Source organism: Nitrobacter sp. TKz-YC01 (genome assembly GCF_047824785.1).
Lineage (GTDB): Bacteria > Pseudomonadota > Alphaproteobacteria > Rhizobiales > Xanthobacteraceae > Nitrobacter.
The window spans coordinates 3,913,401-3,938,446 of the sequence record NZ_CP181167.1; the positions used below are offsets into that span (position 1 = coordinate 3,913,401).

Sequence of the window (25,046 nt, forward strand, 5' to 3'; positions counted from 1 at the left end):
GGTTCCCCCGGGGCCTTTTTGTTTGTCTTGTTCTTTCGTCGCGGGGAGCCGGAACTTCACGGGGCGTACCCCGTTACTGTTAAGGACGATGGTATCTGAACATCCACGGGCCTGATCGATCATGACGGCGCGCGCCCTATCGTCTTGTCGGGCCATTGGCACAGGTCGTTAATCAGGCACACTTCGCAGCGCGGCGATCGCGCCAGGCAGGTGTAACGTCCGTGCAGGATCAGCCAGTGATGCGCATGCAGCATGAATTGGTGAGGGATCACGCGCTCAAGCCCGAGCTCCACTTCGAGCGGCGTCTTCCCCGGCGCCATGCCCGTGCGATTGGCGACGCGGAAAACATGCGTGTCAACCGCCATGGTGCGCTCCCCGAAAGCCATGTTGAGCACGACATTGGCGGTCTTGCGTCCCGCGCCGGGCAGCGATTCGATCCCCGCCCTGCTGGGCGGTACATCGCCATCAAACTCCGTGAGCAGTTTTTCCGAAAGCGCGATGATGTTCCGCGCCTTGGTGCGATAGAGTCCGATGGTCTTGATGTAGTCGCGGACCTTCTCCTCCCCGAGCGCCAGCATTTTGGCGGGCGTGTCGGCGGCAGCGAACAAGGCGCGTGTGGCCTTGTTGACACCGGCGTCGGTGGCCTGGGCCGACAGCACCACCGCGACCAGCAAGGTGTAGGGATTGAGGTGTTCGAGCTCGCCTTTCGGCTCCGGATTGGCACTGCGGAAGCGCGCGAAGGCCTCGCGGACTTCGGTCGGCGTCCACGGCTTGAAAGGTGGCGGCGGTTCCGCCGGTCCTCGCGCCGGCTTGACGGCCCGCTTGCCCCCGGAGACCGGCTCCACCTGGAGCGCCGGCGGCTTTCCGCTTCTCTTCTTCTCTGCTCCCTTGGACTGCCCTCCTGCCGCCGCAGCGGCTTCCTGCTGCCGAGGGTTCGCTACAGAGTCCTCCCTGAATGATTTGCCAATCCCGGCTGCGGGCTTCTGCCTTGCAAAGCTGCGGCGGATGTTTTTAGACATGATCGTGGTATAGTGATTAACGATGACCTCAGACAATAATCTGGCTGGCCCCGGACCCGCCGAACAGACGCTGTTTTCGGCGCTGCTGACGCCGCACCGTTCATTAAATCACGCCGGTTTCATGGTGCTGATGGCTGTACTGGCGCTGGCGAGTTTCGCCACCGGAATGGTCTTCCTGTTGATGGGAGCCTGGCCGGTATTCGGCTTTCTCGGCCTCGATGTCCTCGCCATTTACTGGGCTTTCCGCATCAATTTCAAACGCGCTCTGGCGACCGAGGAAATTTCCATCACCCATTCCGAGCTCAGGGTGCGCCGCACCAGTCATCGTGGCCACATCGTCGAGTGGGTTTCGAATCCGCTTTGGGTGCATGTCGACCAGAGAGTTCACGAGGAGTACGGCATCGAGCGGCTTTATCTGGTGTCGCGCGGCCGCCGGATATCGATCGCGAATTTCCTGGGGCCTGACGAGAAGCTCAGTTTCGTCAAAGCCTTGTCCTCTGCGCTCCAACTCGCGAAGCGCGGGCCGATCTACAATCCGGTGACCTGAAGGGTCGCCGGAAATCGGGTGGCCGGCAGACGGCGACCGTCCTACATCCTGGCTATGATGACGCTTGCGAAAAATCCTGCTCCGGCTGATTCGCGCATGACGCAGCCGGACGCGCCGGGTGCAGCCTTGCGCGACTATGATGCTGTGCGGCGAGCGATCGCCTTCATCTCGGAAAACTGGCGTTCGCAGCCTGCCATCGCAGCGATGGCTGACGCCGCCGGCGTGACGCCGGACGAATTGCACCATCTATTCCGGCGCTGGGCGGGCCTGACCCCGAAATTGTTCATGCAGGCGCTGACGCTCGACCACGCCAAGGGATTATTGCGCAAATCCGCCAGCGTGCTCGATGCAGCCCTTGATTCCGGCCTCTCGGGTCCGGGGCGCCTGCATGACCTGTTCGTTACGCATGAGGCGATGTCACCCGGCGAATGGAAGAATGGCGGCTCTGGCATGAAGCTCGCTTTCGGCTTTCATCCCTCGCCCTTCGGCATCGCGGTCGTGATCGCCAGCGACCGCGGTCTCGCCGGGCTAGCCTTTGCCGACACCGGCGACGAGCAGGCCGCGCTCGCTGATATGAAGCGGCGATGGCCCAATGCGACCTATGTGGAGGACACGGGCCGCACCGGCGCGCTGGCGCGGCGCGTGTTCGATACGAGCCTCTGGCGAGCCGACCAGCCGCTGCGCGTGATCCTGATCGGGACCGATTTCGAGGTCCGGGTCTGGCAGACCCTGCTCAGGATTCCCATGGGGAAGGTCACGACCTACTCAACCATCGCCGCCAGTATCGATCGCCCGACCGCCTCGCGGGCCGTTGGCGCCGCTGTCGGCAAGAACCCGGTGTCATTCGTCGTGCCCTGCCATCGGGTGCTCGGCAAAAGCGGCGCGCTGACGGGGTATCACTGGGGAATCACCCGCAAGCACGCGATGCTGGGGTGGGAAGCCGGGCGGATTGGCCTGGAATGAAGCTTGTCAGGCCGCGAGATCGAGTTTCGAGGCCACCGTCGCATCGGCGTTGAGCCGATAGATCACGGGCGCGCCGGTCGCCAATTCGCGCGCGAGAATCTGCTCCGGCGACAGCTTTTCCAGCACCATGACAAGCGCGCGCAGCGAATTGCCGTGCGCCGCCACGAGCGTGCACTCGCCGCGGAGAACGCATGGCAGGATTTCCTGCACGAAGTAAGGCAGCGTTCGCGCCAGCGTATCCTTCAGGCTTTCGCCGCCGGGCGGCGGCACGTCATACGACCGGCGCCAGATCAGCACCTGTTCGTCGCCCCACTTCTTGCGAGCCTCGTCCTTGTTGAGGCCCGAAAGATCGCCATAGTCCCGCTCGTTCAGCGCCTGGTCTTTCCTGACTGGAATTCCGGTCTGGTCCAATTCCTTCAGCACCAGATCGAGCGTGTGCTGGGCACGGATCAGCGTCGAGGTGAAGGCGATGTCGAAAACAAAGCCCTGCGCCTTCAGCTTGCGCCCCGCATCCTTCGCCTCCGTCACGCCAAGCTCCGTCAGATCCGGATCCTTCCAGCCTGTGAACAGGTTTTTCAGATTCCATTCGCTCTGGCCGTGACGCACGAGCACCAGAAGACGTTCGCTCATTCTTCCTGCTCCATTCCTGAGTTCCTGGAGCCTTTCCGCTTCTGGCAAATCAAAAGCGTGGCTCTCAGATTTTGATTTGACGCGTCGTCTTCGCGCGAACCGGTATCCATCCTCGGATCGAGCCGGAGGACATGCTTCGCTCGAAAACGCCGTAATAACCGCAATACTAAACGTCCAGCCCGAGCACGTCGGACATCGAGTAGAGGCCGGGCGGCTTACCAAACGCCCACTTTGCCGCCTTCAATGCACCATGCGCGAAAATCATCCGGTCCTCGGCATGGTGCGACAGTGTTATGCGCTCATAGGGACCCGCGAAGATGACGCTGTGATCCCCTGACACGCTGCCGCCCCGGAGCGAGGCAAAACCGATGTCGCCCGCCTCGCGGGCGCCGGTAATACCGTCGCGCCCGCGCACCGCTCGCTGATCCAGATCGACCTTGCGCCCGTCCGCCGCCGCCTGCCCCAACATCAAGGCGGTGCCCGAAGGCGCATCGATCTTGGCCCTGTGATGCATCTCGAGAACTTCGATATCGAAACTGTCGTCGAGGGCCTGCGCCATGCGCTTCACCAGCGCGGCGAGCAGGTTGACGCCCAAACTCATATTACCCGACTGCACGACCGCCGTGCGTGAGGTCACGCTCCGGATCACGGCCATATCCGACGCCGAAAGGCCGGTGGTGCCGATGACATGGACCAGCCCCCGCTCGGCGGCGATGGCCACATTCGCGATGGTCGCGGCCGGAACGGTAAAATCCAGGATGCCGTCAGCATTCGCCGACAATGACCAGAGATCCGCCGATACCTCGATTCCGCTGCCGGGAAGGCCCGCCAGAACGCCAGCGTTTTTCCCGATAAGTTCGGATTCCGGCGCCTCGAGCGCGCCAGCCAGCACGGCCCCATCGGTTTCCGCAATCGCGCGCACCAAAGCGCGGCCCATCCGGCCGCCTGCTCCTGCAACAATCAAACGCATGTCAGCCACGGCCGAGTCCTCGAATGCTTCTGCGGTATAGCGGGGGCTGCGTTTCGCGGCAACCAATCAGGCACCGCATCTGCCGCGCGGCGCCGTTCCCGTTCAGCGCGGCCTCACGGCGTATTCCCGGCGACCGTGATCAACTGGCGTACCATTTTCTTCAGCGCATCGGCATCCGCCGAACGCTTCAACCGCTCCCTATCGTCATAGGCGTCGCCGGCGAATGACAGCGCCAGTTGATTGGGGATCACCATCGCCCCGCATGCCGTAAGGATCAGGCGCAACTGGGCCAGACATCGTGCGCCGCCAAACCGGCCCGGGGAAGCCGACGCGATCGCGAATGCGCGCTCATGGAAAACCTGACCGCGTGCTTCATGCGGACTCTCGACGCGTGATATCCAGTCGATCGCGTTCTTGAGCAATGGCGGCAGGGAAGCGTTGTATTCGGGCGTCACGAGGAGAACCCCATGATGCGCGGCGATCATCTGCTTGAGGTTGACGGCGCTTGCGGGCACGCCTGCATCTGCCTGCAGGTCGGCGTCGTAGATCGGCAGCGGGAAGTCTCCAAGCGAAATCCGGGTGACTTCAACATCAGCTCGGACAAATTCCTCGGCTATGACGGCGGCAAGCCTTGCATTCTGCGAGCCGGTGCGAAGCGAACCGGGAATGATGAGGATTTTCGGTGCGAACAGACCTGTCGATCGCATTGCAGGGACACCTGCCGTCGTGCTTGCGCCCTGAACCTGACGTTCGCCTTATTGCGCGGCGCCTTTCGGAGCGGACTTCGGATTTGAAGGGCTCTGGAAGTTTGCTTGAGGCAAGCGCATGGAAAATGAAGCAAACTTCTCAACCCGCAAAGTAGAGCATTTTCCGGCGATGTCGTGACCTGTTCGCCGCGAGAAAATGCGACCGGACAATAATTCTTGGGAGCAACAACTCTTGTGAGTAACAATTCTTGGGAGTAACAGCGGCATTCATCCCGGACTAGAGCGGCGGCCGGTCAAATGGAATCAGCGCCGCCGCTCCAGTTAATTGATTGAGCATCGGATTTATCCCGAAACCGGTTCCCACTTTCGGGTCCGATGCTCTAGTCCCGAGGGCATGCTTCGCGCGAAAACGCCATGGCGCATCAGCGCTTGCGATACACCCAGACGCGCGCGGGAGGCAGGTTCATCCAGATCCGCTCGGACGCTTCAGTCGAAATGCCCGGGAGAGACTTGGGAATGGGCGGCACCACCGAATAGGTGAACTGCACGAAGGGGGCGCCGGGGGCGAGCGTCGCGAAGGCGTCCCGTATCAGCTTGAGCCGGGTCAACATCGGCTTGGTGACGAGCGGCAGGCCGGAGACGATCGCCGAAGCGCGCGCGCTCAGCACGTTCCATAGCGAGTCCCGCAACGTATAGGCGTCGCCCTGTACGATCGTTGCCTGCGGGTAGCGGTCGCGAAGCAGCGCGCAGAAGCCGGGATCGTATTCGACCAGCACCAGACGTTTCGGATCGACGCCATGCTCGATCAGCGCGTTGGTGATCGCACCGGTCCCCGGTCCCAGCTCAATGACCGGGTCGGTGGATGCGACATCGACATACTGCGCCATCGTACGCGCCAGGATACGTCCGGACGGCATGACCGCACCCATATGGAGCGGTTTTTCAATCCACGAGCGGAGAAAGCGGACCTCATCATCAAGACGAAGGGGCTTCTTCGACGCACGCGCGGACAATTGCAAAGGCATTTCGCACCCAGGTGGGTCAATACTGGCAGGGAGGCAGGCTTAAGTTATACACAGGTACATCCGGCGATCGGTCCGGTCAAGCAAAACGGTGATTACGGGGTGGCCCGAGTGCCGAAGAAGTCCTTGACCTTAGTGAAGAAACCAGCCGCCTCGGGTTGAGTCTCTCCCGACGACAGCTTTTCAAACTCGGCCAGAAGATCCTGTTGTCTCTTGGTCAGGTTCTGCGGCGTTTCCACCACCACCTGGACATACATGTCGCCGGTCTGGCGAGAGCGCAGCACGGGCATTCCTTTTGTTGCAATGCGGAAGCGGCGGCCGGACTGGGTTCCCGACGGCACCCGCACCTTGGTCTTGCCCTTGTCGATGGTCGGCACCTCGATCTCCCCGCCAAGAGCGGCGGCGACCATTGAGATCGGAACGCGGCAATGCAGATCGGCGCCATCCCGCTGGAAGAACTGATGCGGGACCAGCGAGAGGAAAATGTAGAGGTCGCCGGGCGGACCGCCACGGACTCCCGCCTCACCCTCGCCAGCGAGGCGGATGCGGGTGCCATCCTCGACGCCGGCGGGAATATTGACCGAAAGCGAGCGCTCCCGATTGACGCGGCCCGACCCGCCGCAGGACGGGCAGGGATCCTCGATCATCTGGCCCCGCCCCTGACAGCCGGGACAGGTGCGCTCCAGCGTGAAGAAGCCCTGAGCCTGACGAATCCGGCCGGCGCCGCCGCACATCGCGCAGTTCTTCGGCTTGGTCCCGGCCTTGGCGCCGGTGCCTGAGCACGATTCGCACGTCGCCGAGACCGGAATCTCGATCTGGGCGGTCTTGCCATGATAAGCCTCGTCAAGCGTGATCTCCATATTATATCGAAGATCTCCGCCTCGTTCGCGGCCACCCGACCGGCCGCGCTGCCCGGCCATGCCGAACAGATCCTCGAAGATATCGGAGAATGATGAGGCGAAGCCTGCGCCGAACCCGGCCGCGCCGCCGCCCATGCCACCCTGCTCGAACGCGGCATGGCCAAAGCGGTCGTAAGCCGCGCGCTTGTTGCCGTCCTTCAGGACCTCATAGGCCTCATTGATTTCCTTGAAGCGCACCTCGCTGGTCGCGTCGCCCGGATTCCTGTCCGGGTGCCATTTCATGGCCAGCTTGCGAAAAGCCGCCTTGAGCTTGGTCTCGTCCGCGTTCCGATCGACTTCAAGGGTTTCGTAGTAACAGCGCTTGTTCGACATCAGTCCATTCCGCTCGAACGTCGCTTCATTACGGAAGACGCATAAGAAAATTGGCTCATCGCTGGATGAAGGGTCTCGCTTGAACAAGCGTGACCCCGCCCTTCGAGACGCGATGAGCACTCGTTCGGGGGCGGGGTCATGTCAGTCCTGCCGTTTAAGCAGACTTCTTGTCGTCGTCGACCTCGGTAAACTCCGCATCGACGACATCATCCTTCGCGGCGTCCTTGGCGGCATCGGCCTCGGCCTGTTGTTTATACATGGCCTCGCCGAGCTTCATGGAGGCCTGCGCCAGCGTGTTGGTCTTGGCCTTGATCGCCTCGGCATCGTCGCCTTTCAGCGCTTCCTTCAGATCGCTGACCGCATCCTCGATCGCGCGGCGTTCGCTTTCCTCGATCTTCGAGCCGTGTTCGGTGAGAGCCTTTTCGGTCGAATGCACCAGGCTGTCCGCCTGATTCTTGGCGTCCACGGCCTCGCGGCGCTTCTTGTCCTCGGCGGCGTTCGCTTCCGCGTCCTTGACCATCTTCTCGATGTCGGCCTCCGACAGGCCGCCCGAGGCCTGGATGCGGATCTGCTGTTCCTTGCCGGTCGCCTTGTCCCTGGCGGAAACGTTGACGATGCCGTTGGCATCGATGTCGAACGTCACCTCGATCTGCGGCATGCCGCGCGGAGCGGGCGGAATGCCCATCAGATCGAACTGGCCGAGGATCTTGTTGTCCGCAGCCATTTCGCGCTCGCCCTGGAAAACGCGAATGGTGACGGCGTTCTGGTTGTCCTCGGCTGTCGAGAACACCTGACTCTTCTTGGTCGGGATCGTGGTATTGCGGTCGATGATGCGGGTGAACACCCCGCCCAGCGTCTCGATGCCCAGCGACAGCGGCGTGACGTCGAGCAGCAGGACGTCCTTGACGTCGCCCTGCAGCACGCCGGCCTGAATCGCCGCGCCGATCGCGACAACCTCGTCCGGGTTGACGCCCTTGTGCGGCTCCTTGCCGAACAACTGCTTGACGACTTCCTGGACCCTCGGCATGCGCGTCATGCCGCCGACCAGCACCACTTCGCCGATCTCGCCCGCCGTCAGGCCGGCATCCTTCAGCGCCTTGCGGCACGGCTCGATGGTCTTCTGAACGAGATCATCGACCAGCGCCTCGAACTTGGCGCGCGTGAGCTTCATCGTCAGATGCTTCGGGCCGGACTGGTCGGCCGTGATGAACGGCAGATTGATTTCGGTCTGCGTGGTCGACGACAGCTCGATCTTCGCCTTCTCCGCGGCTTCCTTCAGCCGCTGCAAGGCCAGCTTGTCGTTGCGCAGGTTGATGCCCTGCTCCTTCTGGAATTCGTCCGCGAGATAGTTGACCAGACGCATGTCGAAGTCTTCGCCGCCGAGGAACGTATCGCCGTTGGTCGACTTCACCTCGAATACGCCGTCGCCGATCTCGAGAACCGAGACGTCGAACGTGCCGCCGCCGAGGTCGTACACTGCGATGGTGCCGGCCTTCGACTTGTCGAGACCGTAGGCGAGCGCGGCAGCGGTCGGCTCGTTAATGATACGCAGCACTTCGAGGCCGGCGATCTTGCCGGCGTCCTTGGTCGCCTGACGTTGTGCGTCGTTGAAATAGGCGGGCACCGTAATGACGGCCTGATCAACCTTCTGACCGAGATGAGCCTCGGCGGTCTCCTTCATCTTCTGAAGCGTGAAGGCCGAAATCTGTGACGGCGAATAGGTCTTGCCATCGGCCTCGACCCAGGCGTCGCCGTTGCCGGCTTTGGCGATCTTGTAAGGGACAAGCTGCTTGTCCTTTTCAACCGTGGGGTCGTCGTAGCGCCGGCCGATCAGGCGCTTGACGGCGAAAATGGTCCGCTCGGGATTGGTGACGGCCTGGCGCTTGGCCGGCTGCCCGACGAGACGCTCGCCATCATCGCTAAAGGCGACGATGGACGGCGTGGTCCGCATCCCTTCCGCGTTCTCAATGACTTTCGGCGTCTTGCCGTCCATTACCGCCACGCACGAATTGGTGGTGCCGAGGTCGATCCCAATGACCTTTCCCATGGTCCTCATATCCCTCTTGTTGCGGCAGTCCGGCCAGGCCCTGACGGCACCCTCATCCAGACCCCCAGATATCAATTACTCGCGATATAGCGACGGTGAGCCTCATATAGGAGGGGGGGTGGGGGCCGCAAGGACCGGACATCCCTCCGCCGGCTGAAAACCCAATTCTTTTGCGTCTCCAGCCAGCAGGGGACGGTCTGGACAAGCCGATAATTAACCTAGCCGGACCAGCCGCCTTGGGCCATGGTGGAGACGGTCGCTGCGTCGCGCGCCGACGGCTCATGCGCTTGATGCGGCACCCAGGTTTCGTAGAATGCAGCCTCTGAATCATCTTCCCGGACCGTCGGCCTGACGATCATTGAACGGCCTCAATGCAAATCCAGATAAGCGCGCATGAGACATTTTCTGCACGTATTTGCCATTCTCTGCCTGCTGAGCGGGGCTAACCCGTCCCTCGCCGACGACGTGATCTATGCGCCGGGCAGTCGGATCGGGCTGGTTCCGCTGATAGGACTCAATCCGGCAAAGACATTTCCGGGGTTCGAGACTGCGGACCAGCGCGTCAAGGTCGTCGTCGCCGAGCTCCCCGTCGCCGCTTTCAGGGACGTGGAAATCGTCGCGAAATCGAATGTCGTCGACCCTCGAGGGCCAAAGCCGCAAGGCCTTGAGACCGCGAGCGGGCAGGGTTATTTCATCGTCGAGACCGCCAAGAACGGCGAAGACAATGTCCGGCGCTATTCAATGGTGATTTCGGGCGGCACCTTTTCCGGATACGTCGCGGCGCAGGTGCCGGAGAACGTCGGGAAGATCTATTCCGACGAGGCCGTGCAGAAGATGTTCGCAACGGTCGCCCTGCGCAAGGAAGTCCCGCTCGAGGAGCAACTGGGCCTGCTGCCCTTCAAGCTGAGCGAGCTGAGCTCCTTCAAACTGATCCGCACGCTGGCGCCGGGAGCCGTCATCCTTTTGTCGGATGCGGAAACGGAAAACAACATCGACGGCAGCGCCTTCATCATCATCAGCCCGATCGGTTCGGTCCCGGAGCGGCCGGATGATCGGAGCCGGTTCGCGCGCGATGTCGCCGCCACGATCCCGAACCTGCGCGAGGGACGCATCACCATGTCGGAGCCGATTCGGATCAACGGATCGCCCGGCTTTGAAACGCGAATCGACGCCACCAACACGCGAACCAATACGCCGGTGACCGTGGTGCAGTGGCTGGTGTTCGGCAGCGGAAAAACGGCCATGCGCCTGATCGGGAGCACGCCGCGGAGCGAATGGTCGGAAGTTTTTCCGCGCTTCCGCGCGGTTCGTGACGGGATCCGGCCGCGGTAAGCAGCAAAGCCCTCAAACCGAGGCGGCCGTTATTCCGGCGCGGCTGGCTTCATTCCGGCGCCGCCGCCTTGGCTCCGCCCTTCGCGACGCCCACCAGCGCCGGACGCAGCACCCGCTCGCCGATCATGTAGCCGGCCTGAATGACCTGGGCGACCGTGCCGACGGGGACGGACGGATCGGGAACTTCGTACATGGCCTGATGGACGTTGGGATCGAACTTTTCGCCGGCCGGATCGAACTTTTTCACGCTGTGTTTTTCCAGAGCGTTGTGCAGCGAGCGCTCGGTCAGTTCCACCCCCTCGATCAGGGCTTTCAGGCCGGGATCTGGCGCCGCGCGCGCATCCGCGGGCACCGCATCAAGTGCGCGCTGCAGATTGTCGGCGATCTCCAGAACATCGCGCGCGAAGCCCGAAATGCCGTAGGTGCGCGCGTCCGACACCTCCCGCGCCGTGCGCTTGCGCAGATTTTCCATCTCCGCCAACGTGCGCAACGTCCGATCTTTCGCCTCTGCGAGCTGCTTGTTCAGCGCGTCCAGCGCGTCGTCCTCGGGATCGTCCGGCATGATGTACGGCTTGGATACCACCGGCTCGACCTCCGCAGCCGGTTCGCCGGACTTGTCTGTTTTGCCGTCGGAATCGGTCATTACGCAGCCTTCTCGCGATTGTCTCGAATGGAAAGGAATGGTCGTGCGGGATATCGTGCTTCAGGCGTAGAAATCAAGCGCGGCGTTCCTGGCTCATCTGCCGAGCATCCGGCTGACGATGCGGGCGGCATAGTCCACCATCGGGATCACGCGCGCGTAGTTCAGCCGGGTCGGTCCGATCACCCCGAGAACGCCGACGATGTGGCCGGCGCCATCGCTGTAGGGCGCGATGATCGTCGAGGATCCCGACAGCGAGAACAGCTTGTTTTCCGAGCCGATGAAGATGCGCACGCCGTCGGCGCGCTCGGCGCGGCCAAGCAGATCGATTACCCCGCGCTTGGTTTCGAGGTCGTCGAACAACAGCCGCACGCGTTCGAGGTCCTCCATCGCATGCAGATCCTCGAGCAGGTTGGCATGGCCGCGCACGATCAGTTGCCGGTCGGCGCTGTCGCCGCCGGACCAGCTCGCAATTCCGGCCGCGATGATTTTTTGCGTAAGCTGATCGAGCTCCGCCTTGCTTTGCGTCAACGCGGTTTCCAGCTCGAGCCGCGCCTCGGCGAGGGTCCGGCCGCGAATCCGGGCATTCAGAAAATTTGACGCCTCCGTCAGCGCTGAAGCCGGAACGCCGGACGCGAGCGTCAGCACGCGATTTTCGACCTGCCCGTCTTCGGCGACCAGCACCACCAGCGCCTTGTCGGGCTCCAGCCTGACAAACTCGATATGCTTCAAGCGTACGTTGGATTTCGCCGTCAGGACCACCGCCGCCGCCCGGGTCAATCCGGACAGCCGCATCAAAGCTTCCTCCAGCGCGGCCTCGACCGATTGCGCCTTGCCGACCGACGCGAGCTGGTTCTGGATCGACTGGCGTTCCGGTTCGGTGAGATCTCCAACCTGCATCAGGGCATCGACAAAAAACCGCAGGCCGAGCTCGGTCGGCAGGCGCCCGGCCGAGGTGTGCGGCGCATAAATCAGCCCGAGCTGTTCGAGATCCGACATCACGTTGCGGACTGAGGCCGGCGAGAGCGGCACCGCGATCAGCCGGGAAATGTTGCGGGAGCCCACGGGTTCGCCCGTTGCAAGATAGCTCTCGACGATCTGGCGAAAAATGTCGCGCGAGCGCTCGTTCAACTGGGCAAGCCCGGTGTTCGGTGCAATCAGACCGATCGGATCGTGATGGGCCAACGCTGTCATCTCCCGCGCATGATGTGTGTCGTGCCTGCGACTGCTTCTAATAATTTGTCTCTCCGGCGCGCCAGTTACAAGCAGGCTGTGGGCGATCGCGGTCCTGAGGGCAATTGCAAGCCTGACCCTTGCCGGTGCGGCTCCCCACCCCTAAAAGCACGGTACGAGGATTCTCATGAACAGCTGGAGGGGTTCCCATGCGACCTAGCCGTCGTGCACCGGATGAACTGCGCGCCGTGTCGCTGGAACGTGGCGTGGTCAAATACGCCGAAGGCTCCTGCATGGTGAAATTCGGCGATACCCATGTGCTGGTCACCGCGACGCTTGAGGAGCGGCTGCCGCCATGGCTCAAGGGCCAGGGCCGGGGCTGGGTGACGGCCGAGTACGGAATGCTGCCGCGCGCCACGCTGGAACGGACCCGGCGCGAGGCCTCCGCCGGCAAGCAGGGCGGCCGAACCGTCGAAATCCAGCGTCTGATCGGCCGTTCCCTGCGTGCGGCGGTCGACCTCGAGGCGCTCGGCGAGCGCCAGATCACGATCGACTGCGACGTCATTCAGGCCGACGGGGGCACGCGCACCGCATCGATCACCGGCGCCTGGGTGGCGCTGGCCGACTGCGTCAGCTGGATGAAGGCCCGCAACATGCTCAAGGCCAGCGTGCTTCGGGGCAATGTCGCGGCGATCTCCTGCGGCATCTACAACGGCACGCCCGTCCTCGATCTGGACTATGCCGAGGATTCGGAAGCCGATACCGATGCAAACTTCGTGATGACCGGCGAGGGACGCATCATCGAGGTGCAGGGAACCGCCGAGAAGGTGCCTTTCTCCGATGACGAGTTTCTGGCGCTGATGGCGCTGGCAAAAAAAGGGGTCGCGCGGCTGGTGGATTTGCAGAAAATGGCGGTGGCGTGATTCGCCGCCTGCGCGGTTCGTCCGCAGGACTCGCGTCCTGTCGCGTTTTCCGGCGGGGCGGGCTTCCCGTCGCGTCAGGAAAACCTTTCAGAACAAGAAGCTGAAGCCCATCGGTCATGCATCGTCGAATCGCCGGCAAGCTCGTGATCGCCACCCATAATCCCGGCAAGCTCGCCGAGCTTCGCGAGCTGCTCGCGCCGTATGGCGTCGAAGCGGTCTCCGCCGGCGAACTCGGTCTCGACGAGCCCGAGGAAACAGGCGAGGATTTCCGCGCCAATGCCCGGATCAAGGCGACCTCCGCGGCCCTGAGCGCAAGGCTTCCGGCCTTTGCCGATGATTCAGGCCTGGTCGTCGAGGCGCTGGACGGCGCGCCGGGCATCCACTCCGCGCGATGGGCCGGCAAACCTGCGGATTTTTCCGCAGCCATGGCGCGGATCGAGCGCCTGCTGCAGGAGCGCGGCGCGACCAGCGCGGACAGGCGCAAGGCTCACTTCGTTTCGGCGCTCTGCGTCGCGTGGCCGGACGGCCATCTCCAGGAAGTCGAAGGACGCGTGGACGGCACGCTGGTCTGGCCGCCGCGGGGCACGGCCGGTTTCGGTTATGATCCGGTGTTTCTGCCGGACGGGCACAGCCGCACCTTCGGCGAGATGGCCGGCATCGAGAAGCACGGACTTCCGCCGCGCGGTCTTGGCCTGTCGCACCGCGCCCGCGCGTTCGTGAAACTGGCGGAGATTGCCCTTGAGCACCGCTGATCCGGCCGCTGCGTTCAGCGTTTACATCCACTGGCCGTTCTGCCTGTCGAAGTGCCCGTACTGCGATTTCAACAGTCACGTGCGTCACGCGCCGATCGATGAAGAGCGCTTTGCGCGGGCTTTTGCGCGCGAGATCGAGACCACCGCCGCCCGCTCGCGCGGACGCACCGTGTCCTCGATTTTCCTCGGCGGCGGCACGCCGTCCCTGATGCGGCCGCAGACCGTCGGCGCCATTCTCGACGCCATCGCAAAGCACTGGGGCGTTGCCGATGACGTCGAGGTCACGCTGGAAGCCAATCCGACCAGCGTGGAGGCCACGCGATTCCGCGGCTACCGCGCGGCGGGCGTCAATCGTGTTTCGCTCGGCGTGCAGGCGCTCGATGATTCCTCGCTGAAGGCGCTCGGCCGGCTGCACACCGCGCGCGAGGCGCAGGATGCGGTTGCGATCGCGCGCTCGGTCTTCGATCGCTATTCCTTCGATCTGATCTATGCGCGTCCGGACCAGACGCCTGGGATGTGGGCCGGGGAATTGCACCGCGCGATATCGGAGGCGGCGGAGCATCTGTCGCTCTATCAATTGACGATCGAAGCGGGGACGCCGTTTTTCGACCTGCATGCGGCCGGAAAGCTCAAGACCCCCGATGAGGCGATCGCGCGCGACCTGTATGACGTCACGCAGGACGTCTGCGCGCGTCATGGCCTGCCCGCCTACGAGATTTCGAATCATGCGCGGCCGGGCGCGGAATGTCGGCACAATCTGGTCTACTGGCGCGGCCAGGAGTATGCGGGCATCGGCCCCGGAGCGCACGGCCGCCTCGACATCGACGGCGTCAGGCACGCCATCGCCACCGAAAAGCGGCCCGAGGCGTGGCTCATGCGCGTCGAGGCGATTGGCAATGGAATTGTTGCCGACGATCTGCTGAACAGCGAAGAGCGCGCCGACGAATTCCTGCTCATGGGACTGCGCTTGCGCGAAGGCATCGATCCGCAGCGCTACGCGGCGCTGTCGGGCCGCTCTCTTGATCCGCGGCGCATCGCGATCCTCCGTGACGAAGGCGCGATCATGATCAGTACCGACGGCCGCTTGCGCGTTACGCAGGATGGCTTCCCGGTTCTCGATGCCGTGGTGGCCGATCTCGCCGCCTGACGTTTTCGCTTCTGATTGAATCAGAAACGAAGCTCAAGATTGTTGTTTTAACGCGTTTTCTTCACGCGAACCGGTGCCCATCCTCGGGTCAAGCCCGAGGACATGCTTCGCTCGAAAACGCTATAGATCAGGCGCCAAAACTTTTTGGCGAGCCTGCCACCGGCTGGCCGCCGCCGGATGCGACGCGCATCACGGCGAGGCCGCGCTGGTTGGTGCCGTCGGAACGGAATCGAAACAAGCCGTCGATGCCGGCGAAGCCGGAGGCGTTGGTCAGCGTTTCCGCCGAGAAGCGCTGCGATCCCTGAGTGCGGGCGAGGGCCGCCACCAGCGCGACCGCATCATAGGCAAGGGTCGCGGTGCGCACCGGCTCGCCGCCGAACTTGGCGCGGTAGCGGCCCGCGAAGGCGCGAAAGCCCGCCGGGTCCGGGGCGGCATAGAGACCGCCCTGCAGCGTCGTGTTGGCGAATACGCGAGGATTGTCCCACAGCCCGGTGCCGAGAAGCTGGACGCTGCGCAGATTCGCTCCCGCCGCCGTGAGCGCGGCGGCGACCGAAACCACCGCGTCGCCATCATCGGCGATCAGCAGCGCATCGGCCGAGCGTAGCGACTGCGCCACGTTCCGCGCGGCGCTGACGCGATCGGAGCCGTATTTTTCGAAGGCGGCGATCCGACCGCCGCGCCGGCCAACCGTCTGCTTGAAGGCCGCCTCCACGACATTGCCGTAGGCGTTTTCGGGCACCATGGCGGCAAACGAGCGCTTTCCGGTGCTCGCGGCGTATTCGACGATCCGGGTGACGTCCGATTCAGGAAGAAAACTCAGAAGATAGACGCCTCTGCCCGCAATGCTTGAATCCGTGGAAAAGGCGATCACCGACGCGCCGCGGGTTCGCGCCACCTGAGCAACCCCCGGAACCGACGCCGCAAATAGCGGGCCGAGGATGATTTCGGCCCCTTCATCGAGCGCCTGTTGGGCTCCCTGCTGCGCACCCCGCGCCGTGCCCGCCGCGTCCTTGACCAGCACCTGGACGTTCGGATTCTGGAACTCCGACAGCGCCATCTCGGCCGCATTCCGCATCGACTGCGCCGCGATGCTCGCATTGCCTGCCGCCGACAAGGGAAGGATCAGGCCGACCTTGACCTGACCGGTGCCGATCGTAGCCCCTTGCGGGGGCCCCGCGCTCGCCTCGGGAGGCGGAGAAGAACCGGGGGAACTGGAAAAGCCGTTGGTCAGCGTTTGCTGGACTCCGGAGCAGGCGCCGAGCAGAGGCGCACCCGCGACAAGGCCCAGCACGGCTCGCCGCGTGGAGCCTTGACGCTGAGGTTCTGGTGCGAAGGGGTCTTTCATCATCATCCTTGCAACGGACCCGTCCTGACAGGTCCGAGCACAATCCAATCAGCGGGGGAATCAACCATATTGCTGGCGCACAGTTAACCAAAACAAACCGATCATGTCCGCCCCGAATTTTCCCCGTACACCCGAACCGGTGTCTATCCTCGGGTTTGTGCGGAGGGCATGATTGGCGTCGGAAACGCCGGAGCATGATCCTGGGAGGTGGAAGCCGGCTTTCGGGCGGATCCCTGCGCGAAAATGGGAACCCGAAGTCTGATTCGACGCAATGGAATTGGAGCATGTCCTGTTTAATCTGGTTCATATCCGGCTGTCTTGAAGTAGTTTGCGCATTCGGTTGGCGTGAAGAGGTCAGTGAGAATCGCTTCTGATTGTTCCAGATGATAATGTCATGGATTCTTTGGCAACTCTTCCCAAGATTGGCCATGCCTTCTTCACCCGCGATGGCGTACGGCTTGCCTTCGGCAAACGATGGGACGGTGCGGTCTTCCACATTTCGCAGGCCGACCGCGGCGCAGCATGTGGATGTCAGTGCCCCGCCAAGAACGGCGGGCGTAAGCTCATTGCACGAAAACCCGACAGCGACATCGCTCATCACTTCGCGCATGCGCCGCTCACGGCAGCGGAGCGAACTGCGGGTGCCGCTCCGAGCCGCAAGCACGGCAACATGACGGCTCTTCATCACTACGCCGAGCAATTGCTCAACAGTCGCAAGAGCCTCGTGCTTCCCCCCATGACAGCGACGTATGGAACGCGGACATGCACTTCTTGAGGCGCTCCCTCGTAGTGCGGTCTCGTTGGGGATGTCGGTTAAGATCGACGTCATGCGTCGGATCGGACACATCGAGAAGCACTTCAATCACATCAGTCGCGGTCTTGACGGGAAAGCAGCGCCGGCTGCGACGCAGGAGAACCTGCAGTTTTCATACGATCACAATGCTCTGCTTCGGAAGAAGAGCGACGAGCGCATTTGGATTCTCTGGGATGCGCCGTTCATGCAGGGTCACAATGATGCGTCTTATGGCGACCTGGAAGCGACGGTACTCGACGGTGCCCATTGTTGAATGGCGGCAGAAGGCGAACCTTATCGGAAAGGAGATGAATTGGCTGCGCGCCGCCGCCGCACATGATGATCTCAACCGGCAGATGGATTATTTGGATGACGCGATCATTGAAGCGCTTTCTGAATTTGACGGTTGGGTGCAACAGCAGATCGACCGGGCGCGGGGGAAGTGAGCTGTCGGATCGGTCCCGTGCCAAGCGATGAAAGCGTCACCCCAGTCCCGGTTGCGGGGCTCATTCCACGGCGTGCAGCGGGTAAGCTCGGGTTGTCCCGGCTCGTTCGTCGGGGCGTCTGAAGGCTAGACAATTCTACGGAAAGATATGTTTACGGATCATTTCAGCTATGAAAGATCTGTTTACGTTTCCTCTTGATCCCATGACATGATCTGTTTAGGTATCATTTGTTCTACAATGATACCTAAACAGATCATGACTCTTGCTCCAGATCCCTTGCTTAAGGAACTCGGCCTGCGCTTCCGAAAAGCGCGGCTAGCCGCCGGCTTATCCCAGGAGCAAATCGCCCTTCGGGCGAATATCAGCAGACCCCGCTATCGCGACATCGAGACAGGCGTTGCCGCCGCCCGCGCAACGACACTCGTCAATGTCGCCCGCGCCCTTGGCATGGAAATGATGTTGATCCCGCAGGCGATGGTGCCCGCCATTCAGTCGATGCTGCAACCCGCGGCCGACGATGACGATCGCCCCGCGTTCACGTCAGACGTCGAAGGGGAGGAGCGGTCGTGAACCAGGCTGTCCTTGCGGCTGAACGAATCCAATCGCTTGATATCTCATTGAACGATCTTCCCGTCGGCACCCTTGTCCGGACGCCGGGTGACTACAACGCGTTCAACCTTTTGCCCGCTTACCGGAGCATGAACAATCCGCCGATCTTCAGCCTGTCGCTTCGCTCAGCGGATGGCGGCCTCCGGCGCGATCCAAAACCTATACGCGGGGCGCTGCCGCCATTCTTTGCGAACCTGCTGCCCGAAGAGAAACTGCGCGAAGCGATGGAAAAGCACCATGCCGCGTCAGTCAGGCCGGGAAACGACTTCGATCTCCTGGCGGCGCTTGGAACCAATCTGCCAGGAGCGGTGCGCGCCCTGCCAAGTGATGGCGTTGCTGTTCCGACTGGCCCGGAGGGCGAGAAGAAGGCGCGCTTTTCGCTCGCCGGTGTGCAGATGAAGCTTTCTGTGATGAAGAACACAGGAAAAGAGGGTGGTATCACGCTCGCCGTCGACGACGAGCAAGGGCAGTACATCGCGAAATTTCCCTCCCTCACGCACATCGGACTCTCGGAAAACGAATTTGCGATCCTGGCCTTGGCGGAAGCGTTGGGGATGGAAGTGCCGGCACGCGAACTCGTCGAGAAGACGGAGTTCGCGGGCATTCCGGAAGAGTTCAACACCATGTCTACCGGCAAGGTGTTGCTTGTCCGCCGCTTCGACCGCGGCGCTGACGGCATGCGCGTACATATGGAGGACTTCGCGCAGGTCTTCGGTCGCTATCCGTCCGAGAAATACACCGGCGCAGCGTATCACAATATCGCCGCGGCGCTGACCAGCGGCGTCTCTTTCGATTCCGCAATCGAGTTTGTCCGGCGTCTCGCGCTCACCGCGATTACCGGAAACGGCGATATGCATCTCAAGAATTGGTCACTGCTCTATCCCGGAGATGGCCGGACGCCAACGCTGTCGCCTGTCTACGATGTGCTTTCAACAATTCCTTACATTCCGAAGGACGGGCTGGCCCTTAGCCTCGCCGGCGAAAAGTCGTTCAAGGCGCTGACTCCAGAACGCTGGCGCAATTTCGCGAACTGCAGCCGTCTTCCGGAAGGGGCTGTGGTGACCGCCGTAGCCGAGATCGCGGCGGCCGTGCGCGACAAATGGTCAGTTCTTCCAGAGCGCGACGTTGTGCCTGCGCAGGTGCTTGCGCGGATCGACGCACATATCGATGAAATGGCATACATCCTTGATCCCTAAGATTCGCAGGCCGCGAAATGCACATTACCAGATCCTGCCATCATATAGGGGATGTTGGCGAATGCGCTCCTCACGGATTTCCTAGCCAGCCTTCCGGACATTGAGCGCCTTCCTCACACTGATCGCAAAGCACTGTCATCTGATGGTGCTTTGCCATGGCGCGGGGTTGCGAGGAGATACGATCACTTCTCTTCAACTCGAAAAGCTACATCGAGCCGCGTGACGTATCGCCGCAAGACTGACTCACCTGAATCGATACATAGAAATAAGAGATAAGACCTGCTCGCATTGAGATCACGTTTGCTGCCGCGGGCAGCAAATTTGGTCTTTGGCTAAGCACCCTCCGCGCAACAACCCTCGTATGCAACCGGCCGCCGATGCAGGCGCTGGTGAAGGGAACGGCGTAAAGGAGAAGGGGCGCCGGGCGGTGCAACGCAGTCTGGGCGCACTCGAATGGCCGGTCGATTGGCGGCGACCAGGCGTTGCCCGCATCAGCCGTTCCGTTTGCCGCGATTCTCAACGAGCAACGCTCCCTGTCCTGTGAGAACTCTTGCCTTTGAGATATTGCGCCGCACGAGAGATCGATAGATGCGGTGGGATCGACAACAACAGATGGACATGATCCCGGTTTATCGCCCCAGTGTGAATAACCATCTCATGGCTCAAGGCAATTTCCTGCAACAGCTCCCGGGCACGAAGGCCAACATCCCCGCCCGATACTGAAAATCGATACTTCGTCACCCACACAAGGTGGTATTTGCAGTCCCATACCGTATGTCTGCCAGACTTCGATGTCTGCATCGCCGGATGCTAATGCATCCCGTCGCCTAAAGGCGAGGGGCTTACTGATCCCAGATAAAGAGTCTCTCGAAATGCTCGAAGACAGGTTGCCGGAAAGCCGCCTTGCCCGCGCGGCCAAACCGCCGCAGTCAGGGATCGTTCTCTGAGAATGGCCGCGGCCTCTTCAAAACCGGGCTGGGGATGATGGACCCCCGCCCCGGCAAAACAGGTCAACACCCCAGCGCCACCGGACGAAACGCCTGCAGCAGATGCTGATCGATCTTGCCGCCCATTTCCTCCATGGTCGCGAAGGATTCGGCGTGCGTTAAGGGAAGGCGATAGGCTCGTTTCTCGACCAGCGCGGCATGAATGTCCACGATCGTGGTGAGGCGCACGATGTCGCTGATCTGATCGCCACGCAGACCATCCGGATAGCCCGAGCCATCGAGCATCTCATGGTGGTGCAGAACAACGTCGAGCATCTCGGACGGAAAGCCGCCCTGCCTCACGAGAGCGTCGTAACCCAGTCGCGCATGCCGGCGAATTTCATCCTTCTCCTCGTTGTCGAGCCTGCCTGGCTTATCGAGGATGGCGACGGGAACGAAGGCCTTCCCCACGTCATGAAGCAAGGCGGCGCGCGCCAGCCGGCGCTGGTCGTCCTCTCGCATTCCCAGATGTTGCGCGAAGGCGGCGGCGTATCCCGTCACGAACAGGCAATGACGATAGGTATGAGTATGGTGGCGTCCGACGGTGGTCAGCCAGTCCCGCAACGAGGAGAGCTTGATCGCCGTCAGAATTTCCTGCTCCGCCTCCATGACATCGCTGAAGGAGAGTGGAACGCCGGCTGGAAGACTCTCGAAGATCTTCACCAGTACGGCATGCGCCGCGGCAATACCCCGATTCAGAACGTTGGCGTTCGCCGTGCCGCCATCATTCTCGCCGGGAAACGCGGCGCGGACGCGCTGCAGTACGACTTTCTTGTCCAGGGGGCGCACGATGATATCGGTGGCGCCGAGCGCCCCCGCCTGCATCGATCCGTGATGAAAGGCATCAGCAAGAACGAACAGCCGCGGCATCGATCGATGGTCCTCGGCGGACAGCTTGCTGCGCACCTGTAGTACGCTTTCAGGCGAGCGCAGATTGATATCGACGACGATACCCGCAAATCGATCCGACGGACTCTCCGGAATCCCGGAGGGCACGGTGGTTTCAACGTCGGCTACACATTGCAGAATAGCCCGGAGATCCCTGCTGCGGTCGATCCGGTCGGACGCCAGAAGCAAACGGCGCTTTTTGCGCGATCCGGTCGTGGGCGTCATTGGTCCTCGTGGGTGTCAGCTCGTCGCTTCGGGAATTTTAGCCGATAAGTAGATTCGCGAAGATTAAGAGGTAGTGTTAACGCTTGCGTAAGCCGATCTTCGACAGTCAACGGCACAGGCTGTGTCGGCCAGGGATTCTCCGGCATCCGGCGCGCTGGCTGCCCGGGGGCTGGCTGCTCGGGGAGAGTGTCAGCGGCGACCCGGTCACCCTCGCGGAGGCGTGGAGGAACAGCGCGAATGTGTTAGGATCCGCCATCGACGCTTCTCGCAAACAGACGCTTCTCGCAATCAAAGGCGTTATTCTGAATCGTCAGGACTTCCAGACGATCTTTATTCCGTCCTACCGGCCAGGCGGCATCATGAAACAGCGGATATCAGTCTTTTGGTCGACATGCCTTGTTGCGTTTTTCGCGGCCTGGGTTCCCCCGGGGCACGCGCAGCCGGCGGTCGCGGGGCCGGCATATTCGCCGCCTTTTACTGAAACGCTCTCAAACCACGTTCCGCTGGCTTTCGGCATGGATCCGATGACCGCCGCGAATGCGCTTGGCGAGACCCTGAACTACATGGAGGGCTCGCCCGGCAACGAGGTATTCCTGGCCTTCCTGAATTACGGCGGCAGCAACCTCTTCAATCGCAAGGATCGACTCTACCTGCAATTCCGCAGGGGCCGTCTCGTGGGCTGGAAGGGTGACTGGGGTCGTAACTGGATGTGGCGATGACGGCTGGAGCGTTTTCAAGCGAAGTGGACACCGGTTCGCGTGAAGAAAACGCTCCCAATCAAAATCATAGAGCCCGCTTCTGATTTGATCAGAAGCGGAAAGGCTCTATCTTCGCGAAGCGGGATCGCGCGGTTCCGCAGCGGCTATGGTTAGCAGAGGGTATCCATACGGGGCCGGCACCCAGGCTCCGGCCGCTCAATCCCGCGCATAGCCGATCAGCGGCGGTCGCGGCCGGAACAGCAGCATCAGAAGAATGCCCGCGACGCCGAGCACCGCGAAGGCTGGCTGATTCAAAACCAGCTTGACGAGATCCCACATCCAGGGAGCCAGGGCTTCGATCTGGGTCCGAACCGCGTGCTGGCTGGCCTGATGAACATCGTTCCAGAACTCGCCGAGTTTGGTCAGCCGCAAGGCTTGATCGGCGATTGACCGGGCGCCATCATAGATCAGAAAAATGAAACCGCCGGCCAGCAGCAGCAGCCCGATGAAACGAAGAATCGCACGGATCATGCTGTCACCTGCTCCTTATTTCCTGAGGGTCGCAGGTCGCCCCTTATCCCTCGAAGCCGCGAAATTCAATCTCGCCAGCGTCTCTTTCGCGGGTTTCGAGAAGACCCTTTTCGCCGCTTCCGCCCGCGGGGAGACGTTGACGCTCGAAAACAAGGGCTCTATAAGACCGCCGATGGCGGCGGGACGATCCTGCCGCCGCTGTTCTTTGAAAAAGACCCCTCGCGAGGCGTGAACTCCGAGGACGGCATTTTCAGGAACACAGGAAAACACATTCAGGCCCATCCGCGCAATCGAACGACCGGCCACCGGCTGGTATCTCGTGGCGGGCACCGCCGAAGGATTCGTTGAGACCATGGCCAATACGACCTCCGCCAAGAAAGCGACACGCAAGATTGCCCGCCGGACCGCCGTCAACAGATCGCGGCGCACCCTGATGCGCGGCACGGTCCGGATCGTCGAGGAAGCGATCGCGAAGGGCGATCGTGACGCCGCGATCCAGGCGATGAAGCGCGCGGAACCGGAGTTGATGCGAGCCGGCCAGCAGAACATCATTCATAAGAATAATGCGAGCCGCAAGGTTTCGCGGCTGACGCATCGAATCGCCAAGCTCGCAAAATGAGCTGATCAGGACGCCAGCTTTTGATTTGACGCGTTTTCTTCACGCGAACCGGTACCCACTTCGCTCGAAAACGCTCTAATCGCCGAAATTCCCAGAAGGCCCGGCCGAGTGCCGGGCCTTTATTTTTTGCGCGGCCGTACCAGAACCGGCGTCCGCCAGATAGAGCATTTTCCGGCGAAGCGGATACCTGTTCTCGCCGCAAGAAAATGCGACCCGATAATAATTTCCAGAGCATGATCCGATCAAGTTGATCGGATCATGCTCTGGAATGGTAACAGGACACTTCAGCAGTTCACGCCGCGCCGCCTGATGACGGCATCAAGTCATCGATCGCCACGGCGATTCATCCCGGGTTCAACAGCGCGACAACGCGATACGGAAACGGAACGCTCCCGATCCGATCGATCGGACCTGAAGGAACAGCCGTCCGGTGAAGTGCGGCGGCTTTCTTGGAGTCTCTCTGCTTCTGATGGAATCAGAAGCGAGGCTCTATAATTTTGATTCACGGCATTTTCTTCACGCGAACAGGTCTCCAATTCGCTCGTAAACGCTATAACCTTCCGAATCGAGACCATCGCATGACTTCCTATCGATATATCCATATGTATATATCTATAAGTTTCGCGGAGACGCCCCGATGGGCGCGCGGCCGGCGTAGGCTACCCGCAAAAACAGTCAGAAAAAAACGCGCTTAGCTAATCACTTATCGCCATAGCGTAAGGAAGCACTTTCAAAACGACCTCGCGCTTCGCCCTCGTTTATCCTTTCTTAAAGTATTTTAGACGGCGCGGCGAATTTGTAACACCTCACGGAAGACATCGAATCCGCGCGCAGATTCAAACCGTTGCTGATTGGACGCGCCGGAAGCCGAGCATGTCCCGTGCTCTCATTCGATTTGCGCGGCGCAGCCGCGACGCGAAAGCCGTTGCGAGAATTGGAGCGTGGTGTATTTCTCTAGGGGCTCGCGGCACTCGCGGCTCTTCAGATAATTCTGATGAGAGAATCTTGAGTGGACGTGCATATCGGCGGCGATATTCACGTTAGTGAAGCTTTCCATGTGATGGCGAATGGCAACTCATAGCAACATGAGAACGGATGTTTCATGCCGAAATTTCTCGTCTGCAACGTTGACCTTAAACGTTGCCCGCGAGAGACGCGCTTCGGCCATGCCCCATCTTCGCCGAAGAGAGCGGGCGAGTTGACCTGGTGAGTTAGAGTGCGGGCGTAGCGATCCGACAACTTGGCGTCGGGGTTCGCAGACTGAATTTGAAATTGATGTGAGAGGACGTCTCGGCGCGGTCCGTCGCAGCGAGGAGGGGATTTATGTCGAATAGAAACACCACCGGATTTCATTCATGGAATTATCTCACTGACGTTTTCTCGAACACGACGACATTCTTGCGCGCGCTCATGCAATCCGCGGCCGGATCATCCAGTCGCCACTGACCCCGACTTCGCTTTGTTTTCAGCCATCCGAATCGCTTACGGTACTCAGCCGAACGATAGGTCATGACTGAACGAGCGCGGAGGGATCACGGCGAACGCTTGATCTTGAACAGAGCAGTCGCATCGCAACAACCTTTAACCAGAAAAGTCGTCACAGGAC

Annotated in this window: 26 protein-coding genes and 1 pseudogene; 13 read left to right on the forward strand and 14 right to left on the reverse strand. The window is 61.5% G+C overall.

Annotation, left to right across the window (positions count from 1 at the left end):
- Window positions 1-119: 119 nt before the first annotated feature.
- Window positions 120-1,019 carry an endonuclease III gene (nth, locus tag ACMYR2_RS18620; RefSeq protein WP_347263000.1) on the reverse strand — a complete coding sequence of 300 codons (900 nt, stop codon included), beginning with the start codon at window positions 1,017-1,019 and terminating at the stop codon, window positions 120-122.
- A 22-nt stretch (window positions 1,020-1,041) separates the two neighbouring features.
- Here nth and ACMYR2_RS18625 point away from each other — a divergent pair, with 22 nt between their 5' ends.
- Together ACMYR2_RS18625 and ACMYR2_RS18630 are read left to right on the forward strand one after the other, a co-directional pair.
- Window positions 1,042-1,566, forward strand: a complete 525-nt coding sequence (locus ACMYR2_RS18625; RefSeq protein WP_347262999.1) for a DUF2244 domain-containing protein — start codon at window positions 1,042-1,044, stop codon at window positions 1,564-1,566.
- A gap of 54 nt (window positions 1,567-1,620) precedes the next feature.
- The gene (locus ACMYR2_RS18630; protein ID WP_347263007.1) at window positions 1,621-2,529 is read left to right on the forward strand and encodes a methylated-DNA--[protein]-cysteine S-methyltransferase; all 909 of its coding nucleotides are present in this window, start codon (window positions 1,621-1,623) and stop codon (window positions 2,527-2,529) included.
- Between the two features lie 6 nt (window positions 2,530-2,535).
- Here the strand turns inward: ACMYR2_RS18630 and ACMYR2_RS18635 are convergent, their stop codons facing one another.
- From ACMYR2_RS18635 to ACMYR2_RS18665, 7 genes are all read right to left on the reverse strand, one after another.
- The gene (locus ACMYR2_RS18635) at window positions 2,536-3,159 is read right to left on the reverse strand and encodes a 2,3-bisphosphoglycerate-dependent phosphoglycerate mutase (protein ID WP_347262998.1); all 624 of its coding nucleotides are present in this window, start codon (window positions 3,157-3,159) and stop codon (window positions 2,536-2,538) included.
- A gap of 166 nt (window positions 3,160-3,325) precedes the next feature.
- The gene (dapB, locus tag ACMYR2_RS18640; protein ID WP_347262997.1) at window positions 3,326-4,138 is read right to left on the reverse strand and encodes a 4-hydroxy-tetrahydrodipicolinate reductase; all 813 of its coding nucleotides are present in this window, start codon (window positions 4,136-4,138) and stop codon (window positions 3,326-3,328) included.
- Between the two features lie 104 nt (window positions 4,139-4,242).
- Entirely contained in the window at window positions 4,243-4,821 is a 579-nt protein-coding gene (locus tag ACMYR2_RS18645; protein ID WP_347263006.1) for an NAD(P)H-dependent oxidoreductase, read from the reverse strand.
- Window positions 4,822-5,258: 437 nt separating this feature from the next.
- Window positions 5,259-5,861, reverse strand: a complete 603-nt coding sequence (locus ACMYR2_RS18650) for a class I SAM-dependent methyltransferase (RefSeq protein ID WP_347262996.1) — start codon at window positions 5,859-5,861, stop codon at window positions 5,259-5,261.
- 92 nt (window positions 5,862-5,953) lie between these two features.
- Complete coding sequence (dnaJ, locus tag ACMYR2_RS18655) at window positions 5,954-7,090, reverse strand: molecular chaperone DnaJ (RefSeq protein WP_347262995.1); 1,137 nt, start codon at window positions 7,088-7,090, stop codon at window positions 5,954-5,956.
- Between the two features lie 154 nt (window positions 7,091-7,244).
- A complete protein-coding gene (dnaK, locus tag ACMYR2_RS18660) occupies window positions 7,245-9,137 on the reverse strand; it encodes a molecular chaperone DnaK (protein WP_347262994.1) in 1,893 nt (630 codons plus the stop codon).
- Window positions 9,138-9,355: 218 nt separating this feature from the next.
- Window positions 9,356-9,496 (reverse strand): hypothetical protein, encoded by a 141-nt coding sequence (locus tag ACMYR2_RS18665; protein ID WP_347262993.1) that lies wholly within the window; start codon window positions 9,494-9,496, stop codon window positions 9,356-9,358.
- 34 nt (window positions 9,497-9,530) lie between these two features.
- On the opposite strand from ACMYR2_RS18665, the gene ACMYR2_RS18670 reads away from it, so the two are divergent.
- Window positions 9,531-10,469, forward strand: a complete 939-nt coding sequence (locus ACMYR2_RS18670) for a hypothetical protein (protein ID WP_347262992.1) — start codon at window positions 9,531-9,533, stop codon at window positions 10,467-10,469.
- A gap of 49 nt (window positions 10,470-10,518) precedes the next feature.
- Here ACMYR2_RS18670 and grpE read toward each other — a convergent pair whose 3' ends face one another.
- Together grpE and hrcA are read right to left on the reverse strand one after the other, a co-directional pair.
- Window positions 10,519-11,112 carry a nucleotide exchange factor GrpE gene (gene grpE, locus ACMYR2_RS18675; protein ID WP_347262991.1) on the reverse strand — a complete coding sequence of 198 codons (594 nt, stop codon included), beginning with the start codon at window positions 11,110-11,112 and terminating at the stop codon, window positions 10,519-10,521.
- 93 nt (window positions 11,113-11,205) lie between these two features.
- Window positions 11,206-12,294, reverse strand: coding sequence for a heat-inducible transcriptional repressor HrcA (hrcA, locus tag ACMYR2_RS18680; protein WP_347263005.1), 1,089 nt, complete (start codon window positions 12,292-12,294; stop codon window positions 11,206-11,208).
- Between the two features lie 197 nt (window positions 12,295-12,491).
- Here hrcA and rph point away from each other — a divergent pair, with 197 nt between their 5' ends.
- The 3 genes from rph to hemW all read left to right on the forward strand — a co-directional run bounded on the left by rph (window position 12,492) and on the right by hemW (window position 15,104).
- Window positions 12,492-13,205 carry a ribonuclease PH gene (rph, locus tag ACMYR2_RS18685; RefSeq protein WP_347262990.1) on the forward strand — a complete coding sequence of 238 codons (714 nt, stop codon included), beginning with the start codon at window positions 12,492-12,494 and terminating at the stop codon, window positions 13,203-13,205.
- A gap of 116 nt (window positions 13,206-13,321) precedes the next feature.
- On the forward strand, window positions 13,322-13,957 hold the full coding sequence (rdgB, locus tag ACMYR2_RS18690) for an RdgB/HAM1 family non-canonical purine NTP pyrophosphatase (RefSeq protein WP_347262989.1): 636 nt from the start codon (window positions 13,322-13,324) through the stop codon (window positions 13,955-13,957).
- Complete coding sequence (hemW, locus tag ACMYR2_RS18695) at window positions 13,944-15,104, forward strand: radical SAM family heme chaperone HemW (protein ID WP_347262988.1); 1,161 nt, start codon at window positions 13,944-13,946, stop codon at window positions 15,102-15,104. The genes rdgB and hemW overlap by 14 nt, the downstream gene beginning before the upstream one ends.
- Before the next feature lie 127 nt (window positions 15,105-15,231).
- Here the strand turns inward: hemW and ACMYR2_RS18700 are convergent, their stop codons facing one another.
- Window positions 15,232-16,455, reverse strand: a complete 1,224-nt coding sequence (locus tag ACMYR2_RS18700; RefSeq protein WP_416193452.1) for a penicillin-binding protein activator — start codon at window positions 16,453-16,455, stop codon at window positions 15,232-15,234.
- 388 nt (window positions 16,456-16,843) lie between these two features.
- On the opposite strand from ACMYR2_RS18700, the gene ACMYR2_RS18705 reads away from it, so the two are divergent.
- The 5 genes from ACMYR2_RS18705 (at window position 16,844) to ACMYR2_RS18725 (ending at window position 19,493) form a co-directional block, all read left to right on the forward strand.
- The gene (locus ACMYR2_RS18705) at window positions 16,844-17,224 is read left to right on the forward strand and encodes a hypothetical protein (RefSeq protein WP_347262986.1); all 381 of its coding nucleotides are present in this window, start codon (window positions 16,844-16,846) and stop codon (window positions 17,222-17,224) included.
- A 31-nt stretch (window positions 17,225-17,255) separates the two neighbouring features.
- The gene (locus tag ACMYR2_RS18710; RefSeq protein WP_416193453.1) at window positions 17,256-17,516 is read left to right on the forward strand and encodes a hypothetical protein; all 261 of its coding nucleotides are present in this window, start codon (window positions 17,256-17,258) and stop codon (window positions 17,514-17,516) included.
- Window positions 17,503-17,688 (forward strand): hypothetical protein, encoded by a 186-nt coding sequence (locus ACMYR2_RS18715; RefSeq protein WP_347262984.1) that lies wholly within the window; start codon window positions 17,503-17,505, stop codon window positions 17,686-17,688. The genes ACMYR2_RS18710 and ACMYR2_RS18715 overlap by 14 nt, the downstream gene beginning before the upstream one ends.
- 255 nt (window positions 17,689-17,943) lie before the next feature.
- Window positions 17,944-18,258 carry a helix-turn-helix transcriptional regulator gene (locus ACMYR2_RS18720; protein WP_347262983.1) on the forward strand — a complete coding sequence of 105 codons (315 nt, stop codon included), beginning with the start codon at window positions 17,944-17,946 and terminating at the stop codon, window positions 18,256-18,258.
- The gene (locus ACMYR2_RS18725; RefSeq protein WP_416193454.1) at window positions 18,255-19,493 is read left to right on the forward strand and encodes a type II toxin-antitoxin system HipA family toxin; all 1,239 of its coding nucleotides are present in this window, start codon (window positions 18,255-18,257) and stop codon (window positions 19,491-19,493) included. The genes ACMYR2_RS18720 and ACMYR2_RS18725 overlap by 4 nt, the downstream gene beginning before the upstream one ends.
- 543 nt (window positions 19,494-20,036) lie before the next feature.
- Here ACMYR2_RS18725 and tnpA read toward each other — a convergent pair.
- Together tnpA and ACMYR2_RS18735 are read right to left on the reverse strand one after the other, a co-directional pair.
- Window positions 20,037-20,294: pseudogene (gene tnpA / locus ACMYR2_RS18730) on the reverse strand (IS200/IS605 family transposase); the annotation flags it as partial.
- A 209-nt stretch (window positions 20,295-20,503) separates the two neighbouring features.
- A complete protein-coding gene (locus ACMYR2_RS18735) occupies window positions 20,504-21,592 on the reverse strand; it encodes an HD domain-containing protein (RefSeq protein ID WP_347262980.1) in 1,089 nt (362 codons plus the stop codon).
- A gap of 83 nt (window positions 21,593-21,675) precedes the next feature.
- Here ACMYR2_RS18735 and ACMYR2_RS18740 point away from each other — a divergent pair, with 83 nt between their 5' ends.
- Window positions 21,676-22,311 carry a hypothetical protein gene (locus ACMYR2_RS18740; protein ID WP_347262979.1) on the forward strand — a complete coding sequence of 212 codons (636 nt, stop codon included), beginning with the start codon at window positions 21,676-21,678 and terminating at the stop codon, window positions 22,309-22,311.
- Between the two features lie 195 nt (window positions 22,312-22,506).
- Here the strand turns inward: ACMYR2_RS18740 and ACMYR2_RS18745 are convergent, their stop codons facing one another.
- On the reverse strand, window positions 22,507-22,821 hold the full coding sequence (locus ACMYR2_RS18745) for a hypothetical protein (protein ID WP_347262978.1): 315 nt from the start codon (window positions 22,819-22,821) through the stop codon (window positions 22,507-22,509).
- A 352-nt stretch (window positions 22,822-23,173) separates the two neighbouring features.
- Between ACMYR2_RS18745 and rpsT the strand changes: the two genes are divergently transcribed.
- Complete coding sequence (gene rpsT, locus ACMYR2_RS18750) at window positions 23,174-23,440, forward strand: 30S ribosomal protein S20 (RefSeq protein WP_141383433.1); 267 nt, start codon at window positions 23,174-23,176, stop codon at window positions 23,438-23,440.
- Window positions 23,441-25,046 lie beyond the last annotated feature (1,606 nt).

Coding starts and splice junctions, on each gene's coding strand:
- nth (WP_347263000.1), bottom strand. CDS start 1,019: ATGTCTAAAAACATCCGCCGCAGCTTTGCAAGGCAGAAGCCCGCAGCC.
- ACMYR2_RS18625 (WP_347262999.1), top strand. CDS start 1,042: ATGACCTCAGACAATAATCTGGCTGGCCCCGGACCCGCCGAACAGACG.
- ACMYR2_RS18630 (WP_347263007.1), top strand. CDS start 1,621: ATGATGACGCTTGCGAAAAATCCTGCTCCGGCTGATTCGCGCATGACG.
- ACMYR2_RS18635 (WP_347262998.1), bottom strand. CDS start 3,159: ATGAGCGAACGTCTTCTGGTGCTCGTGCGTCACGGCCAGAGCGAATGG.
- ACMYR2_RS18650 (WP_347262996.1), bottom strand. CDS start 5,861: ATGCCTTTGCAATTGTCCGCGCGTGCGTCGAAGAAGCCCCTTCGTCTT.
- dnaJ (WP_347262995.1), bottom strand. CDS start 7,090: ATGTCGAACAAGCGCTGTTACTACGAAACCCTTGAAGTCGATCGGAAC.
- dnaK (WP_347262994.1), bottom strand. CDS start 9,137: ATGGGAAAGGTCATTGGGATCGACCTCGGCACCACCAATTCGTGCGTG.
- ACMYR2_RS18665 (WP_347262993.1), bottom strand. CDS start 9,496: ATGATCGTCAGGCCGACGGTCCGGGAAGATGATTCAGAGGCTGCATTC.
- ACMYR2_RS18670 (WP_347262992.1), top strand. CDS start 9,531: ATGAGACATTTTCTGCACGTATTTGCCATTCTCTGCCTGCTGAGCGGG.
- grpE (WP_347262991.1), bottom strand. CDS start 11,112: ATGACCGATTCCGACGGCAAAACAGACAAGTCCGGCGAACCGGCTGCG.
- rph (WP_347262990.1), top strand. CDS start 12,492: ATGCGACCTAGCCGTCGTGCACCGGATGAACTGCGCGCCGTGTCGCTG.
- rdgB (WP_347262989.1), top strand. CDS start 13,322: ATGCATCGTCGAATCGCCGGCAAGCTCGTGATCGCCACCCATAATCCC.
- ACMYR2_RS18700 (WP_416193452.1), bottom strand. CDS start 16,455: ATGATGATGAAAGACCCCTTCGCACCAGAACCTCAGCGTCAAGGCTCC.
- ACMYR2_RS18705 (WP_347262986.1), top strand. CDS start 16,844: ATGGATTCTTTGGCAACTCTTCCCAAGATTGGCCATGCCTTCTTCACC.
- ACMYR2_RS18710 (WP_416193453.1), top strand. CDS start 17,256: ATGTCGGTTAAGATCGACGTCATGCGTCGGATCGGACACATCGAGAAG.
- ACMYR2_RS18720 (WP_347262983.1), top strand. CDS start 17,944: ATGACTCTTGCTCCAGATCCCTTGCTTAAGGAACTCGGCCTGCGCTTC.
- ACMYR2_RS18735 (WP_347262980.1), bottom strand. CDS start 21,592: ATGACGCCCACGACCGGATCGCGCAAAAAGCGCCGTTTGCTTCTGGCG.
- ACMYR2_RS18745 (WP_347262978.1), bottom strand. CDS start 22,821: ATGATCCGTGCGATTCTTCGTTTCATCGGGCTGCTGCTGCTGGCCGGC.
- rpsT (WP_141383433.1), top strand. CDS start 23,174: ATGGCCAATACGACCTCCGCCAAGAAAGCGACACGCAAGATTGCCCGC.